The sequence below is a fragment of the Haloplanus aerogenes genome (genome assembly GCF_003856835.1).
GTDB lineage: Archaea > Halobacteriota > Halobacteria > Halobacteriales > Haloferacaceae > Haloplanus > Haloplanus aerogenes.
The window spans coordinates 1,595,804-1,611,417 of the sequence record NZ_CP034145.1; the positions used below are offsets into that span (position 1 = coordinate 1,595,804).

At 61.8% G+C, this 15,614-nt stretch carries 16 protein-coding genes; 7 read left to right on the forward strand and 9 right to left on the reverse strand.

From position 1 onward, the window contains the following. Window positions 1-47 precede the first annotated feature (47 nt). Both DU502_RS08100 and rdfA read left to right on the forward strand, forming a co-directional pair. Window positions 48-809, forward strand: a complete 762-nt coding sequence (locus DU502_RS08100) for an IclR family transcriptional regulator (RefSeq protein ID WP_121918883.1) — start codon at window positions 48-50, stop codon at window positions 807-809. A gap of 102 nt (window positions 810-911) precedes the next feature. Beyond that, entirely contained in the window at window positions 912-1,502 is a 591-nt protein-coding gene (rdfA, locus tag DU502_RS08105) for a rod-determining factor RdfA (protein ID WP_121918884.1), read from the forward strand. A gap of 14 nt (window positions 1,503-1,516) precedes the next feature. Here rdfA and DU502_RS08110 read toward each other — a convergent pair whose 3' ends face one another. From DU502_RS08110 to DU502_RS08135, 6 genes are all read right to left on the reverse strand, one after another. Continuing rightward, a complete protein-coding gene (locus DU502_RS08110; RefSeq protein WP_121918885.1) occupies window positions 1,517-3,457 on the reverse strand; it encodes an archaea-specific SMC-related protein in 1,941 nt (646 codons plus the stop codon). A 552-nt stretch (window positions 3,458-4,009) separates the two neighbouring features. Next, on the reverse strand, window positions 4,010-5,014 hold the full coding sequence (locus DU502_RS08115; RefSeq protein WP_121918886.1) for a tyrosine-type recombinase/integrase: 1,005 nt from the start codon (window positions 5,012-5,014) through the stop codon (window positions 4,010-4,012). Continuing rightward, window positions 5,014-5,394, reverse strand: a complete 381-nt coding sequence (locus DU502_RS08120; RefSeq protein ID WP_199722663.1) for a DUF5805 domain-containing protein — start codon at window positions 5,392-5,394, stop codon at window positions 5,014-5,016. The genes DU502_RS08115 and DU502_RS08120 overlap by 1 nt, the downstream gene beginning before the upstream one ends. A gap of 193 nt (window positions 5,395-5,587) precedes the next feature. Next, window positions 5,588-6,283: an SOS response-associated peptidase gene (locus tag DU502_RS08125; protein WP_121918888.1), complete on the reverse strand. Its 696-nt coding sequence runs from the start codon at window positions 6,281-6,283 to the stop codon at window positions 5,588-5,590. Window positions 6,284-6,853: 570 nt separating this feature from the next. After that, the gene (locus DU502_RS08130; protein WP_121918889.1) at window positions 6,854-7,246 is read right to left on the reverse strand and encodes a cupin domain-containing protein; all 393 of its coding nucleotides are present in this window, start codon (window positions 7,244-7,246) and stop codon (window positions 6,854-6,856) included. A gap of 182 nt (window positions 7,247-7,428) precedes the next feature. Then, window positions 7,429-7,764: a DUF7344 domain-containing protein gene (locus DU502_RS08135; protein ID WP_121918890.1), complete on the reverse strand. Its 336-nt coding sequence runs from the start codon at window positions 7,762-7,764 to the stop codon at window positions 7,429-7,431. A 339-nt stretch (window positions 7,765-8,103) separates the two neighbouring features. Between DU502_RS08135 and DU502_RS19185 the strand changes: the two genes are divergently transcribed. The 4 genes from DU502_RS19185 to DU502_RS08150 all read left to right on the forward strand — a co-directional run bounded on the left by DU502_RS19185 (window position 8,104) and on the right by DU502_RS08150 (window position 11,453). Next, window positions 8,104-8,250, forward strand: coding sequence for a DUF7563 family protein (locus DU502_RS19185; RefSeq protein WP_449271750.1), 147 nt, complete (start codon window positions 8,104-8,106; stop codon window positions 8,248-8,250). A gap of 260 nt (window positions 8,251-8,510) precedes the next feature. Next, window positions 8,511-8,750: a hypothetical protein gene (locus tag DU502_RS18675; RefSeq protein ID WP_121918891.1), complete on the forward strand. Its 240-nt coding sequence runs from the start codon at window positions 8,511-8,513 to the stop codon at window positions 8,748-8,750. A 153-nt stretch (window positions 8,751-8,903) separates the two neighbouring features. Further along, the gene (locus DU502_RS08145; RefSeq protein ID WP_121918892.1) at window positions 8,904-10,217 is read left to right on the forward strand and encodes a hemolysin family protein; all 1,314 of its coding nucleotides are present in this window, start codon (window positions 8,904-8,906) and stop codon (window positions 10,215-10,217) included. Between the two features lie 129 nt (window positions 10,218-10,346). After that, entirely contained in the window at window positions 10,347-11,453 is a 1,107-nt protein-coding gene (locus DU502_RS08150) for a CobW family GTP-binding protein (RefSeq protein ID WP_121918893.1), read from the forward strand. Here the strand turns inward: DU502_RS08150 and DU502_RS18220 are convergent. Genes DU502_RS18220 through DU502_RS08160 form a run of 3 tightly spaced genes read right to left on the reverse strand, consistent with a single transcriptional unit; the run spans window position 11,450 to window position 13,218 of the window. Then, a complete protein-coding gene (locus tag DU502_RS18220) occupies window positions 11,450-11,605 on the reverse strand; it encodes a hypothetical protein (protein WP_166033655.1) in 156 nt (51 codons plus the stop codon). The two genes, DU502_RS08150 and DU502_RS18220, sit on opposite strands and share 4 nt — an antisense overlap. Beyond that, a complete protein-coding gene (locus DU502_RS08155; protein WP_121919461.1) occupies window positions 11,606-12,763 on the reverse strand; it encodes a glutathione-independent formaldehyde dehydrogenase in 1,158 nt (385 codons plus the stop codon). A gap of 5 nt (window positions 12,764-12,768) precedes the next feature. Further along, window positions 12,769-13,218 (reverse strand): GlcG/HbpS family heme-binding protein, encoded by a 450-nt coding sequence (locus DU502_RS08160; RefSeq protein WP_121918894.1) that lies wholly within the window; start codon window positions 13,216-13,218, stop codon window positions 12,769-12,771. A gap of 532 nt (window positions 13,219-13,750) precedes the next feature. On the opposite strand from DU502_RS08160, the gene DU502_RS08165 reads away from it, so the two are divergent. Then, complete coding sequence (locus tag DU502_RS08165; protein WP_121918895.1) at window positions 13,751-15,559, forward strand: SLC13 family permease; 1,809 nt, start codon at window positions 13,751-13,753, stop codon at window positions 15,557-15,559. The last annotated feature ends 55 nt before the right edge of the window (window positions 15,560-15,614 follow it).

A 15,614-nucleotide genomic window follows, 5' to 3' on the forward strand; every position in this document is an offset into this window, starting at 1 on the left:
TTCGCGATACGGAATTTTATATATCTCCCGCTGCACGTAATGGTACCATGGGCGACACGAGCACCACGGTTCAGGCGACGGGGACGACCCTCGACATCCTGCACGCCCTGCGCGAGTTGGGTGGCGCCCGCATCGCCGAACTGTCCGACCGACTCGACCTCGCACCGAGCACCGTCTACCGACACCTCGCGACGCTCCACGAGCGCCACTACGTCCGCAAGGAAGGCGACGAGTACCACCTCGCCCTCCGGTTTCTGGAACTCGGCGGCCACGCCCAGATGGAACAGCCCGGATTCGATATCGCGAAAGAGAAGGTCGATCAACTGGCGGCCGAAACCGAGGAGCGCTCGCAGTTCATCGTCGAAGAACACGGCTACCGCATCTACCTCTACACACAGACGGGAGCGAACGCGGTTCGAACGGGGGCGAATATCGGCAAACGCGGGTATCTCCACACCAGTTCCTCCGGGAAAGCGATTCTCGCCCACCTGCCCCGCGAGCGTGTCGAGGAGATCATCGACCGAATCGGCCTGCCCGCCGTCACCGAACACACGGTGACCGACGAGGACGAACTGTTCGACGAACTCGACGTCATTCGCGAGCGCGGATACGCGCTCAACATGGAGGAGACGATGACCGGTCTCAACGCCATCGGGACGGCAGTCCTCGATCCGAACGGCGACCCTATCGGCGCGCTCAGCATCTCCGGCCCCGCGAACCGCCTCAAAGGCGACCGCTTCCGCTCCGAACTCCCGGATCTGCTGCTCGGATCGGCGAACGAAATCGAACTCCGTCTGCAGTACGACTGACGAACCCTAACAGAAGTACGGCTATTAGGAAATGTTCGACGACGTGGTCGCGCTCGGCCCGACGGAACATATAACTGCCCCCCACCAGATGCTACGACGTGAATGAGTGGGCCCGGACGCCGGAGCAAAGTCGCGACAGCCATCGAAACACACGACCTCGACGGAATCGGCGCGGAACTGGAGTCGCGCTGGTCCCGCGAGCAGGATCGCTGGAGTCTGCGTCGCCTCGCGGACTACTTCAACGCCGAACTGCTGGAGCAGATGCTTCGGGAGGCCGGTGGCACCACGGTCGAGATAGATCCCGCAGACCTCTACGACCGCGTGCAGAGCGACGACCGAACGACCCGGACCGAGGCGGAACGACTGCTCGAACGTGCGGGCGTCGACGTCGACGCCCTCCGTTCGGAGTTCGTCTCCTATCAGGCGATCCGGACGTACCTCCGTTCACACCGCGGAGCCGAGCCACCGACCGACGACGGGCCGACTGTCGACGACGCCGTCGGAACCATCCGTCGTCTCGACGGTCGACTGACCTCGGTGGCGCGTGACCGACTCTCGAACCTCGACGACCTCGCGGTCGCCTCCCCCCGTGTCCTGACCTCGATCAGAGTCTACTGCGACGACTGTGGTGCCCGACTCGACCTCGACGCCCTCGACGACGGCGCCTGTAACTGCTTCGACGATTCGAACTAACTCGCTCGGACGGGTCAGATGTCGTTGATGCGCTGGTACGAATCCGAGAGCGCGGCGGCGTCCTCCGGAAGGAGCGCGACGACGAGGTTGTCGGCGTAGGATTCCAGATACTCCACCACGGCGGCGATGCGGTCGGAGTCGATGGCTTCGAGCGAGTCCAGCAGCATGAACGGGACCGTCTCGTGGACGTCGTGCACGAGATAGCCCGCGAGGGCGAACACGAGGCCCGTCACCTCTCGTTCGCTCTCCGAGAGGTGGTCGACCGTGTCTTCGTAGGTGACGCCCGACTCGGTCGTTCTGACGATGTGGAGATCGAAGACGCTCTTGGTCACTTTCTGCCGGCCGTCGCGGACCTCGGTCTGGGTCCGTTCGAGCCAGATCCGCTCGATGTTGCCGTACTCCAGTCGATCGAGGACGTTCGCCATGTGGGTGTTGAACGCCTCCGCGGCGCCCTGTTCGATGTGGTCGACCCGCGTGCGGAGATCCTCGAGTGTCGCTCGTAGTTCGTCCCGTCGCGCTTCGAGGTCGTCGCGGTCGTCGAGTCGGTCGTCGATCTCCTCGATCCGAGTGTCGACCTCCGCGAGTTCGTCCTCGAGACGGTCGAGTTCGAACTCCAGCTGGTTCGCCTCCTTGTGGAGGTCGAGAATCTCCCCGTAGCTATCGTCTTGGAGGCGCTCGACCTCGGCTTCGAGCGTCTCGATCCGGTCCTGCAGGTCGTCCCGGTCGTCGGCCAGCGACGCCACGCGCCGCTCCCGCCGGTCGATTTCGTCCCCGACCCGCTGGCGCTCGCGTTCGAGTTTCTCCTGGCGCTGTCGTTCCCGTTCGTACTCCTGGCGCTCGGCTTCGAGATCATCGATCTCCGCCGCGAGTTCGTTGCGCTCCTGGAACTTCTCCTGGCGGAGGTCGCGGAGGCGGTCGAGGGTCTCCTCGATCTGTCGGGCCTGTACGTCCGAGCCACACGTCCAGCAGGTCACCGTTCGGCCGTCGCCACGGAGTCGATCCGTCACCGACTCGTCGTCGGTCGGCGACTCGAGGAGGTCCGAGCCGTCTTCGTCCAGCATCTCCTCGTTGAACTGGAGGATGCTCTGGAGTTCGTTGACGTTCGCGTCGAGCGTCTCCTTGCGCCCGCGAAGCCGTTCGATCCGCTGTCGAATCTCCTCGATCTCGCTGGCGGCCGTCTCGGTTCCGCCGTCGAGTTCCGCGTCGATCTCGTCGCGTTCCTCCCGGAGCGACGCCAGACTCTCTCGCTGGGTTTCGAGCGAGTAGCGTACGTCTTCGAGTTTCGACCGGACGCTCTGCAGGTCGCTCAGCCGTTCCTCGAGTTCGGCCTTTTCCTCTCGCTTCTCCTCGATGTCGGCGTCGGTGGCCTCGATCTCCGCAACCGTCTCCTCTCGCTCCTCCCGTTTCTCCTCGATGTCGGCGTCGAGGCGGGAGCGTTTCTGGACCAGTCGCGTCTTTTCCTCGGCCAGTGCGTCGAGGTCGTCCAGTTCGCGCTCTATCTCTCCTTTCTCCTCGACAGCACGGTCGATCCGTCGCTGGATCTCCTCGGTGTCGACTGGCCGCATGATGAGTTCGCGGAGGTCGTCACCGCGCTGGACGGCCTGGCGCGCCTCGTTCCGTTCGAGGAGGAACGCGAAGAGGTCGGCGAGTTCGGAGTCGTCCAGATACGGGTCTCCACCGGTGACGACGTGGTCACCCTGTCGGTCGAGCGTCCGGGTGAACCGTTCGCCCTCGACGTGCAGTTCGACTCGTCCCGACTCGGCGTCCGCCTTCAGCGGTTGCGCGTCGCTTCCGAGTGCCGCCATGATCGCAAGCAGGAGCGACGTTCGGTTGGTTGCGTTCCGTCCGGAGAGAATCGTGACGCCGGGGGTGAACTCGACCCGTGTCTCGTCGATGCCACCGACGTTCTCCGCGGTGACTCTGACGGTCGATTCCGCGACTCGCTTTTCTGCCATGCCCCAACAGTGGCACATTACCGTAATAACAGTTTATGCTGTGCCAATGGCCCGGAAACCAACGAACACTCCCGATCCGGCGAAGGGGTCGGACCTGCGGACCTCCCCCCGCTATCGTGGGAGCACGGTCGTGCGCTACTGTCTTTCGAACCGATAACTCCCTTTTCTAGTCCGAAATTTTAGAACTCTATTTTTAGATACTGGAGCAGGATCGAGAGCCTTCGTAGACGTAGATTACGTTGGTTTTCTACTTTGCTCCGAATGAATCTGAATTAGTTCTGAATATCTGGACATATGGGCCATATATTGAAAAATTACTCGCATACGCTCTACCAGTGGCGAGACTATGATGGTGGCCCCACCCGATATGCATCACTCGAAAAAAACTATACCGAATTTTGGGATATCGGCGTAATCGAATCCGCTCCCTCGCGCTCGCTACACTGACCTACTGATGCAGATCTTCCCGTCGATCGGGGTCGCTGACCGATCGTTCGACCCTCGCATTTCGTATAGCGATATACGATTTATGTGTTCGGAGCCGAACGCAGTTCATGACAGTTGATAGATATTTTCTTCGTAGGTTCGACGCACGCGATCCCCCCAGTCGTGGGTGTAGGTGTCGATAATGTCGCTCGCCACGTCGCCGCGGAGATACTTGACGATGCCGCGGTCGCCGGTACGGTCCCGGAGATGGGTCGTGAAGAAGTGTCGGAAGTAGTGGGGAGTGACGTTCTCCTCGGCGCCGCCGCCGTCGCGGTGCCACCCGCGCTCGCGCGCGTGTGACTCTACGGTGTGGTGGACGACGTGCGGGGTGACGCGCTCGCCCCACCCGTCGCGCGTGCTCACGAACAGCGGATTCGCCTGCGAGACGGGATCGGGCCTGATGGCCAGCCACCGGGTGAGCGCCGTGCGTAGTTCGTCGTCGACGGGAATCACCGTCGCACGCTTGCGTTTGTTCGCCGCTGTCCGCTCTTCACCTTCGACCACGTCGCCGACGGCGCGGTCGGCAGCGACGAAGAGAGCGTCACCACGGCCGTCGAGCTGAGGGCGGATCGGGGCGTCGAGTGCCTGCCGCGTCACCGGAATCGAGCAGTCGCGCACGTCCAGATTGCAGAGTTCGCCCACTCGGATGCCGGTTTTGAGCATCGCCACCAGGAGCGCGCGGTCGAGCGGGTGGTCGACGTCCGCGAGAAAGTCACGCATCTCGGGGATACTGATCTCCCGTCGCGTCGGATCGGTGTTGATCCGTTCGTCCATCTCCTCGGCGACGAGCGTCATCGGGTTGGATTCGAACTCTCCAACCTGCGTCATGTAGGCGTAGAACCGGTGGAGGTAGGCGGCGTAGGTGGCCACGGTGCTCTCCGCGACGGTACCGCGCAGCCGGTGGATCCACGCCATGCAGTCCCGATGTTCCGCTGTCGCCGGCGTTGCGCCCCGTTCGTCGGCCAGGAACGTCTCGAACGTCCGGAGGACGCGCTCGTAGGCCGCGCGTGTGCGGTCGGTCTTCCCGTGGTAGGTCATGTCCTGTAAGAAGTAGCCGACGGGGTCGTCCATCACGCGTCCTCCACGAGTCGGTAGCCGCCGTGCCGGCCGCTGTACTGGACGACGTTCGCCTCCTGCAGTTCGGTGAGCGTCTCCTCGAGGCGGTCTTCCATGCCGTCGGTCAGCGCCGCGAGCAGGTCGTCCCACGACCGGTGGTCTTCCCCGCTCAAGGCGTCTTTCACCCGGGGTTCGAGCCCCGAAGACCCACCTTCAGCGGGTTCCTCGTCGGCCGTCCGTTCGGGTACCTCGAAATCCCGGCGACCGGCCTGGACCATCGTCCGGACGAACTCGCTTTGACTCATGCCGAGTTGCTCGGCGTGTTCGCGCCAGCGCTCTTTCTGGTAGGGCGGGACGTACGTTTTCACCGGGACGCTGTCTGCGTCTCCCATGATTCGCCTCTCGATTGCCGCACACTTCAAAGTAGTCCCACTCAGGGAGATAAGGGTCTTTAGATGTGAAAACAGGCCCTAATTTTGCCCCCGAATAGATGTAGATTTGTGTATCTAGGGTTTTTATTGGTTTCTCGATAGTGCTGAACGCACAAATACAAAATTTGCTCCCGAGGACACGCCGATCGCCCCCCTCTCACGCTTCCGCGGGTTCGATCAGCGACGGGTCGTCGTGGCTCGGATTGTTCACGCGCGTCGAGACGGGGTGGGCGGTCAGGTCGTCCGCAGGGTAGGGGTCACAGCAGTCGAGTGCCTCGTCGACATCACCGTGGAGCCACGTCGACTCCGCGTCGGGCTCGAGAATGACTGCCATCCGGTGATGGAGGTCGCTCACGAGGTCGTTGGGCACCGTCGTGACGATAGCGAACGTCTCGACGGGATCGGGATCGACCGACGCGCCGCCGTCACCGAACTCGCCGAGCCCTGTCTGTCGGATCGGTGGCTCCCACCGCGACCAGATGCCCGCCATAGCAAAGGGGCGATCGTCCTCGAAGGCGACGCGATACGGTCGCTTGTCGCCGTCGCGGTCCACCCACTCGTAGAAGCCATCCGCAGGCACGAGGCACCGGCGGTGTTCGACCGACTCGGCGAAACTCGGTTTCTCTTCGATCGTCTCCGCGCGGGCGTTGATCGACGCCATCGACGCGTCGTCGGCCCACTCGGGGAGCAGGCCCCACTGCTGGCGGGTAAATTGCTCCGGCTCCGCCCCCGTTACGACCGGGAGGCCCTGCCCCGGCGCACAGTTGTATCGCGGCTCCCGGTCCGGGGGCTGCGTTCCGAAGCGGTCGGCCAGTTCCTCGGCCGGCGTGAACAGGGTGTACCGCCCGCACATACGGCTCCCTTCGGTTGTGAGCGGTTAAACCTCCGGGTCCGCCGTGGTGCTTCGACGGCGACTCGGCGCCGTCACGGGGAGCGTTCCGAACGAGTGACTGTCGCCGTCTCCGCCGCCGGTGAGTCGGGACAGTCGAACTGTCATAACATCAGACAGATTTTATTTTTATCTGGGCCGACGCCGTTCGCCACACGACGCATAAACCACATCTCGCTATACAAATTTTGCACTCTCTGGAAGTTGAGACGACAGTGGGTTTGGAGGGCTGTGATGCGTGATATCAGCCGAGTCAGTGAACAGAAGCTGCTTCAGATCGACGCTCGAACGACCATTCTTGTCTCACTACCAACTATTTCGGGAGATTTCCGAGACTGCTACCACTCAGAACTTCGGCGCTTCCTCGGACAGACCTCGTGCCACTCGTTGTTTCCCCGGGTTGAGCTTCCGCTCTGTCTCATAGAGTCTGGTCGTGGTCCTGAAGGCGATTTTCATTAGCGACTCGATACGGGCCCTCCGATCTGATAGCCAGTCGGAACTTGGCGAAACTGGTGTGACGTGGTGGGAGTGTCCTTACGCGCTCTCTTCCATTTTGTTCCGCATGTGGTCGATAACCTCTCCGTGCTCGTGTTGTGGACTAAACATAACGACATCGGTGTCCCTCTCGGCCCGGACAGTGTGCCCCGGTGGCCAATAGTACATGTCGCCGCCCTCGTCTACTTCTTCGCTGCCGTCGGTATAGGTGACGGTCAACTCGCCGCTTATCACGTATCCCCAGTGAGGCGACTGGCAGTGGTCGTTTTCCAGTCCTTCGAGGAGTCCTGTGATATCTGTCCCCTGCTTAAGTGAGAAATATTCTGCCGCGAGGTCTCCGTAGTCGGTTGCATCACCGAAGTCCGGTTGGTGGTGAGCGATCGCGGCTGGACTGTCGATTTCGGCTGGAATGTCTTCTTTAGCTACTTTCATCGGTATCTCGTCTGTCGAAGGACGGCCACCCACATGATAGATTGACATTTTCACCGAGAACTGTTGTTGCGCGCAACTGAGTGAGTCCACAAAATGAGGAAGGTGAGTAGAGTGCACCTTGCACGATGGTTCTGCCAACTACCAGAGAGCACACCAGATGAGAGAACGCCTTCGTTTGCTAATCAGGGATTCGGCAGCGACACTTCTTCAGGGAGCGAGTCGAGCACCGTTTCGACCTGTTCGTCGGGGTGGTACCGGACGACTCCGGTTCTGTGCTCGAAATCGACGACGCCGTGGTCTGCTAACTGCGGCAGGTGGGTGTGGTGGAGTTGGATGGCGAGTGATTCTCGGTCCTGCGGTGGGCCGTTTTTGGCGTCGGAAGCTCGCCTGTGCATCTGATCGACGAGGTCGTCGAACGTCGTGGCCCCATTAGCCTCGTGGCGCAAGTGGTGGATGACCCGACGTCGGTGCTGGTCGGCGACAAGGCGGAGACACGCGTCGAGACCGTGGTTCGTCATACTGCGTTACTATTTATCAAGGTGCATCAACTGTGGCTATTTTCACACTTGAGAAAATTTTCATTATGTGAGTTACACTCCATGAGCGTACCTGTCTGCAACGATACTACATTGGTTGTTGTAGGCCCTCGAAGCCCACGTCACCCGGGTAATCAAAAACCGCCCGATTGTTAAAATCTCGTCAGTTGATGCAGTCGGAGAGCGTTAGTTCCGGTGTCCGCTCACCAGCGGAGAGATCACACATGGTACGAAATCCGTTCCGATCGCGTCGAGAAACGCGGCGCCGATAACGAACGATCACGGATTCGTCCCTACCAGGGCCTCCCAAGTGACAGAACAATGCCTGTATGCAACGACTGCGGTGGGTTCGTAACGTCACGATTTGCCCGCGTCTTCAGGGACAACGAGAACGATGTCTACGGCTGCCGCAGCTGTCTGCCAGTCACAGCACTGGTCGAAGGACATGCGTCACGGGATACCTCGTGACGGCAACGAGTGCTTCCGCTCTCGATCGATGCCTGGCGTCGGTGCGATAATTATCAACAAAACATGACAACTACACACAATTCCGTTCCAGAAACAACGCTCTACGTATGCCGTGATTGTGGAGACGGCATCGAAGATCCCAACACGAACAACTGTCCTCACTGTGGTGGATTGTTGGTGAACAGTACTGTCCCACATGATTAGCAGCGCAATCCTACGACATGAAGGGAAGTTATTCCAGTGGAGCACCAACCACGGGTATGCCCCGCTATGAGGCGTCCTTCGAGATAAACTCGAAGACTGATTCGTACGCCGCTCGACGCATGCTGGAGCAGGTATACGATACAATTCGAGAAGAATCACGGAGCGTTCGAGAAGGGACGGACGACGCCGATGAGCTCTTGGAAGCATTCCGGACGCTTCGAGACGCAGCGAAGCGACCCAAGCCAGGCCGACTGACCATTACCTACGAACAATACGACAGCGGATTCGAAGACTGATGTCGTGGACTCTTCGTCGGGGCCGACCCAACTGCCTCTGATGGACCCACGTGTACTCCGCATCGGGATCGTTCGCGATACTTAGACAGTCTAAAGCACAGAAGAACGGTAGATATCCTCCCCCTACAAGTACCGCCACGTCCGTAATTGACTATGGTAGATCTGATTTCTCTGGGCGGACTACTTCTCGCGTTCTTTCTCGTTATCATGAACGGGGTCTTCGTAGCTGCGGAGTTCGCGTTCGTGAAAGTCCGGCCCACACAGGTCAACGCGCTCGTCGAACGCGGCAAACCGGGGGCGGCACTCGTGCAGGACGTCATCCAGAATCTGGACGACTATCTGGCCGTCAGTCAACTCGGCATCACGCTCTCCTCGCTCGGTCTCGGCTGGATCGGCGAGCCGGCCGTGGCAGCGCTCATCGAACCCGTCCTCGGCCAGTTGCTTCCCGCGGGGACGGTCCATCTCGTCGCGTTCGTCCTCGGGTTCGGCTTCATCACGTTCCTCCACGTGGTGTTTGGCGAACTCGCACCGAAGACGTTCGCCATCCAGGAGGCCCCGCGTATCGCGCTCCTCGTCGCCCCGCTCATGAAGTTCTTCTACTACGTGTTCGTGCCCGGCATCATCGTCTTCAACGGGACGGCCAACTACTTCACCCGCCTCGCCGGCGTCTCGCCAGCATCCGAAAGCGAGGAAACACACACCGAAGAGGAGATTCGGATGATCCTCACGCGGTCCGAGGAGACGGGACACATCGACATCGACGAGGTCGAGATGATCGAGAGCGTCTTCGAACTCGGCGACACGATCGCTCGCGAGATCATGATTCCGCGCCCTGATGTCGAGACCGTACCCGCCTCGATGTCGCTTCCGGATCTCCGGTCGGTCGCGGCGACGGGAACCTACACACGCTATCTCGTGCTCGACAAGGACGGCGATCAGCCACTCGGATTCGTTCACGCGAAGGACATCCTGCGAGCGAGTGCAACCGAGACGGATTCGGGAGAGTCGCTCACTGCGCGTGACCTCGCCCGAGCAGTCCTCACGGTCCCGGAAACGCGTCGGATCGACGCGATCCTCGCCGACTTTCAGACCCGTGGGGAAGGCCAGATGGCCGTCGTCGTCGACGAGTGGGGCGTCTTCGAGGGCATCGTGACCATCGAAGATATCCTCGAAGAGATCGTGGGCGACATTCAGGACGAATTCGATACCGCGGCGCAGCAGCCGTCCATCGAGAAGCGGGACGACGGCGCGTACGTCGTCGACGGAGGGGTCCCCATTCAGGACGTGAACGATCGGCTCGACACTCGATTCACGAGTGACGACGTCGAGACGATCGGTGGACTCGTCTTCAGTCGCCTCGGCAGAGTTCCCGAAGTGGGCGATCAGATCGATGCGAACGGGTACGTCCTTCAGGTCGAGGCTGTCGACGACACTCGAATCGAACGGCTCGTGATTCGAGAGCAATAGGCGGTACAGTCCGGAAACGGGCGACGGCCGTCGCGCGGGGCTCCGGTGGGTCCCGTCGGACGGTCCGACGGTACACCGGGAAGCGACGGCATGGGGTTGATAACCGACTCTCACCACGTTCGATACGGCATGCACGACGACACGACGATTCCGATCACGCTCATCAGCGGGCCGCTCGGCGCCGGCAAGACGACGCTCGTCAATCGCCTCCTGAACGATCCGGGGGACAGACGCATCGCCGTCGTGGTCAACGACATGGGGGAGGTGAACGTCGACGCCGAACTGCTGGATCGGGAGACCGACGACGGCGTGATCGACCTCTCGAACGGGTGTATCTGTTGTCGTCTGCAGGACGACCTCGTGACCGAAGTGACTCGGCTCGCCGACGAGCGCTCGTTCGACTACCTCGTCGTCGAGGCTTCCGGAATCAGCGAGCCGATCCCCATCGCGCGGACGCTGACGGTCGGAACCGAGGAGCGGCGACTCCCGGATCGGTTCCGCCTCGACACCACCGTCTCGGTCGTTGACGCCTACGGGTTCTGGAAGGCGTTCGATCCGTCGGCGTCGCTTCCCGATGCGGCATCGGCCCCCGAACGACCGCTGACGGAGGTCCTCGTCGATCAGATCGAGTTCTGTGACGTACTCCTGTTGAACAAATGCGACATGGTTCCGGACGACGAACTCGACGCCGTCGAGGAGTCGATCCGGGAACTCCAGCCGCGCGCGGAACTCCACCGAACGACCCACTCCGAGGTCGACCCGGCGGTCGTCCTCGGCACCGGACGGTTCGACTTCGAGGAGGCGAAGCGCCAGCAGGGGTGGAAGCGAGCGCTCGCCGCAGCCGAAGCGGGCGAAGCGGAGGGACACGGCCACGATCACGACGACCGGCCGGCGGCCGTCGCCCACGGCGTCGAGTCGTTCGTCTACCGCCGAGAGCGACCGTTCCACCCCAAGCGGTTCGACGACTGGCTCGACGAGTGGGAAGGGGACATCGTCCGCCTCAAGGGCTTCGCGTGGGTGACGAGTCGGCCGGCGACGGTTCTCGGCGTGAGTCAGGCAGGGCCGGCCGTACAAGCAGGGCCGCTCGGCGAGTGGGGTGACGACACCCCGGGGACGCGACTCGTGATCATCGGCCGGAATCTCGATACCGACGCGATTACGGCCGCGCTCGACAGCTGTCTGGCCGACGAATCGGAGCGCGAGGTGTCGGCCGACGCCGACCCCTTCCCGCGCTAAGCGGTGAGGCCGATGTCGTCGCGGAGGTCGTCCCACGACTCGTGGAAGCCGTAGGTCGACTCGGAATCGACGGTCGCCGCCCGGTAGGTCTCGTCGTACGACAGCAGTTGCGTCCAGCCGTCGTGGAGACGGTAACTACAGTACTGACACATCTACGGTTCGAGCAGCACTTTCGTCACGCCCTCCTCGCGGTTGTCGAAGGCCTCGTACATCTCCGGCGCCTCTTCGAGGCCGACCCGGTGTGAGACCAGCCAGCTGGGATCGGCACGCCCCTCGATGATCAGGTCCCGGAGCTGGCGGTTGTACTCCTTGACGTTACACTGGCCCGTGCCGAGCGCCTGCCCCTTCTCGAAGAGGAGTCCGAAGTCGATGCCGATGCGGCCCTGTGCGGCCATGTCGTCCGGTGCGCCGGGATCCTCCGGCACGTAGAGTCCGGGAATGCCGAGTTCGCCGGTTGGTTTGACCGTCCGAATGAGGTTATTGATGACGACTGCGGGGTTCTCGCGGGCCGGATCGTAGGCGGATCCGCCCTCTCTTTCCGCGTCGACGGCCTGGTAGCCGACGGCGTCGACGCCACAGTCGACACCGCCGCCGTGGGCGGCTTTGATCTGCTCGACGGGGTCGCCCTCCTCGAAGTTGATGGTCGTCGCGTCGCAGTGTTCCTCGGCGAGCGCCAGCCGACTCGGGACGCGGTCGACGACGTAGATGTCGGCGGCACCCCGGATCTTCGCGCTGTAGGCGGCCATCAGCCCGACCGGCCCGGCGCCGTAGACGGCGACCGAGTCGCCGGGTTCGAAGTTCGCGAGTTCGATTCCGTGCCACCCGGTCGGGAAGACGTCCGCGAGCAACGAGAACGCGTCCTCGTGGTCGTCACCCTTCGGCAACTGGAGTGCGTTGAAATCGGCGTAGGGGATGCGGAGCTTCTCGGCCTGTCCGCCCGTGTACGGCCCCATTGCGACGTAGCCGTACGCGCCGCCGGCGAAGCCGGGGTTGACGTTCGTACAGAAGCCGGTCTTCCCGTTCTCGCAGTTCTCACAGTGTCCACAGGCGACGTTGAACGGAGCGACGACGCGGTCGCCGACTTCGAGGCTCGACACTGCCTCGCCCACCTCGCTGACGATACCCATGTTCTCGTGACCGAAGACGATCCCCGGTTCGGCGGCCGTCCGTCCCTCGTACATGTGGAGATCGGAGCCGCAGATACACGTCGTCGTGATGTCGATCAGGACGTCGTTGGGGTGTTCGATCGTCGGTTCGTCGACCTCCTCGACCGCCACCTCGTGTGGTCCCTTGTAGACGACGGCGTCCATCGACATCAGTGAGCCACCTCGGGCGGTTCCTCGTCACCGCGAACCGTCTCCCAGTGAGCGACGCCCGCTTCCGCGACCTCCATGTCCTGTTCGACCGCACCACCGGAGACGCCGAACGCACCGACTACCTCCCCGTCCTCGTCGAACAGCGGATACCCCCCGCCGAAGATTACCAGTCGACCTTCGTCGGTCGACTGGAGTCCGTACAGGGAGTTACCGGGCTCGGAGGGTTCGGCGAGTTCGTGTGTCGGCATGTCGAGCGCTGCGGAGGTGTACGCCTTGTTTCGCGAGATCGAGACGGACGCGAGCCACGCGCCGTCCATCCGGCGCTGTGCGACGAGGTTCCCCTCGCTGTTCGTCACCGCGATGACCATCGGGTTGTCGATCTCCTCGGCCTTCCGCTCCGCCGCGTCGATCAATTCCTTTGCCGTGTCGAGTGTGACGGATTGAACCATTACGGATACGAATTGTCCTCTGACGGGAATAAACATTTGAATTTACGTTCTGTGAGTAACACGATCACAGATTGTGCGCAGTTCGATTCTCGATATATCTGTATATTCGCATAAGGGGGCCTAAGATGCCCGTATAACTCGAATAGATAGGAAGGGATCGTTTTCGGCTTCTGAATACGTCCGACACCAGGGGTAAACGAAATATATTACATTACCTATCTCGGGAACGGACGATCGTCGGCGCGGTCGGACTACAGGTCGAAGTGGTGCGCTGCCGTGGAGCGGGCCCGCCCGATTGCGGTAGATGTCGGCACAGTAGCGGCCGCCGAGGTCGGCGAACTCACCGTCTGCCACGAGTGGCCGATGTTCGCCCGAGCAGAGCCATCCGATCAGCGGTCGCAACTGGACCAACAGTCGTCCGGCGGGTCGGGATACCAGACCTTTTCCCACGTAACGACCACTATACAGTGTGCTTTCCTTTTTACCTCCGCTGGCAACTCGGGGCCTGGCTTCGACATCGGTGACAGCGGAGATGCTGGTCGTCTTTGCCCTCATTCTCCTCGCTCTCGTTCTGTTTGCGACCGAACGGTTCCCAATCGACGTCACCGCCATCTTGATCATGGTTCTGTTGATGGTGCTCGAACCATGGACACAGATTTCCCCGCGGGAGGGAATCTCGGGGTTCGCGAACCCGGCGACGATAACGGTCCTGGCGATGCTCATTCTGAGCACGGGTATCAACCGAACCGGCCTCGTCCAGTTGATCGGCCGGAAGATGAGTGCCTTCGCCGGGACCGACCGACGTAAGCAACTCGCCGCGACGATCGGGGTCACTGGCCCAGTTTCGGGATTCATCAACAACACGCCGGTCGTCGCGATTCTGGTCCCCGTCATCGCCGATCTCGCACACGAAGGGAAGACCTCGCCCTCGAAGCTCCTGATGCCGCTGTCGTTCGCGTCGATGCTCGGGGGAACGCTCACACTCATCGGAACGTCGACGAACATCCTCGCGAGCGACATCGCGGCCCAACTCGGTGCGGAGTCGCCCGGGCTCGGATTACACGCGTTCGGAATGTTCGAGTTCACCAAACTCGGCATCATTGTCTTCGCCGTCGGAGCCCTCTATCTCATGACGATCGGCGTTCGACTCCTTCCCGAACGAATCCCGGCTGACGAGGACCTCGTCGAGGAGTACGCGCTCCAGGAATACCTCGCGGATGTCGTCGTCCCAGCGAACTCACCACTGATCGGCCAGACGGTCCGGGAGGCGCTCGGCGACGACGACCTCGATATCGACGTGTTACAGCTGATTCGCTACGGCGAGCAGTTCAACGAACCGCTCGCTCGAAAGGAGATCCACGAAAACGATACGCTCCGACTCAGGACGAACCGAGAGACGCTCGAGTACATCATGGATGCGGAAGGACTCACACTATCGGGAGGTCCGCGAACCGAGGACGACCTGCATCCGGAGGAGGAAGAACCGGTGCTCGTCGAAGTCGTCATCCCGTCTGGATCGTTTCTCGTTGGCGAGACGCTGGCGAGTTCGTCGTTTCGACAGCGCTACGACGCGAACGTGCTCGCCTTTCGCACCCGTGGAGACGTCGTCCGGGATCAGTTCGAGGAGATCCGTATTCGCGTCGGCGACACGCTCTTAGTCCAAGCGCCGCCCGACAGCCTCACACGACTCGTCGAGAACGAGGATTTCATCGTCGCCCACGAGTTCGACGAGGTGAGCTACCGGAGCGAGAAGATTCCGTTCGCGGTCGGCATCATCGCCGGCGTGGTCGCACTGCCGGCGTTGAACATCTTCCCGATCGTCGTCTCGGCACTCGCCGGCGTCGTGGCGATGATCTTCACCGGCGTCCTCAAGCCGACGGAACTTTACTCGTCCGTCGAGTGGAACGTGATCTTCCTCCTCGCCGGCGTCATCCCGCTCGGTATCGCCCTGCAGCAGACGGGCGCTGCGGCGCTGCTCGGCGACGCCGTCGCCTCGACGGCGGTGTTCCTGCCACCGATCGGCGTGCTGTGGGTCTTCTACCTCGCGACCGGGCTGTTGACGAGCGTCATCAGCAACAACGCGAGCGTCGTGTTGATGATTCCGGTGGCTGCCAACGCCGCCCAGTCGATTGGGGCGAACGCGTTCGCGTTCGTCCTGGCGGTCACGTTCGCCGCCTCGACGGCGTTCATGACGCCGGTGGGGTACCAGACCAATCTCTTCGTCTACGGACCCGGTGGGTACACGTTTTCTGACTTCCTTCGGGTCGGCGCGCCGTTACAGTTCCTCCTCTCGATCGTCACCGTCCTCGGAATCGCGTTCTTCTGGGGGGTCCGTGTATGATATGTGGTCACTCTTATACGGATGGCGAGTACCGGGTGGCCGGTGAAACAGGAGA

Bases quoted from the DNA above. Each gene is read 5' to 3' on its own strand.
- DU502_RS08145 (WP_121918892.1), top strand. From the start codon at position 8,904: ATGGTAGATCTGATTTCTCTGGGCGGACTACTTCTCGCGTTCTTTCTC.
- DU502_RS08125 (WP_121918888.1), bottom strand. From the start codon at position 6,283: ATGTGCGGGCGGTACACCCTGTTCACGCCGGCCGAGGAACTGGCCGAC.
- DU502_RS08155 (WP_121919461.1), bottom strand. From the start codon at position 12,763: ATGGACGCCGTCGTCTACAAGGGACCACACGAGGTGGCGGTCGAGGAG.
- DU502_RS18675 (WP_121918891.1), top strand. From the start codon at position 8,511: ATGCCCCGCTATGAGGCGTCCTTCGAGATAAACTCGAAGACTGATTCG.
- DU502_RS08165 (WP_121918895.1), top strand. From the start codon at position 13,751: ATGCTGGTCGTCTTTGCCCTCATTCTCCTCGCTCTCGTTCTGTTTGCG.
- DU502_RS18220 (WP_166033655.1), bottom strand. From the start codon at position 11,605: ATGTGTCAGTACTGTAGTTACCGTCTCCACGACGGCTGGACGCAACTG.
- DU502_RS19185 (WP_449271750.1), top strand. From the start codon at position 8,104: ATGCCTGTATGCAACGACTGCGGTGGGTTCGTAACGTCACGATTTGCC.
- DU502_RS08135 (WP_121918890.1), bottom strand. From the start codon at position 7,764: ATGACGAACCACGGTCTCGACGCGTGTCTCCGCCTTGTCGCCGACCAG.
- DU502_RS08115 (WP_121918886.1), bottom strand. From the start codon at position 5,014: ATGGACGACCCCGTCGGCTACTTCTTACAGGACATGACCTACCACGGG.
- DU502_RS08130 (WP_121918889.1), bottom strand. From the start codon at position 7,246: ATGAAAGTAGCTAAAGAAGACATTCCAGCCGAAATCGACAGTCCAGCC.
- DU502_RS08160 (WP_121918894.1), bottom strand. From the start codon at position 13,218: ATGGTTCAATCCGTCACACTCGACACGGCAAAGGAATTGATCGACGCG.
- DU502_RS08150 (WP_121918893.1), top strand. From the start codon at position 10,347: ATGCACGACGACACGACGATTCCGATCACGCTCATCAGCGGGCCGCTC.
- DU502_RS08100 (WP_121918883.1), top strand. From the start codon at position 48: ATGGGCGACACGAGCACCACGGTTCAGGCGACGGGGACGACCCTCGAC.
- DU502_RS08110 (WP_121918885.1), bottom strand. From the start codon at position 3,457: ATGGCAGAAAAGCGAGTCGCGGAATCGACCGTCAGAGTCACCGCGGAG.
- rdfA (WP_121918884.1), top strand. From the start codon at position 912: ATGAGTGGGCCCGGACGCCGGAGCAAAGTCGCGACAGCCATCGAAACA.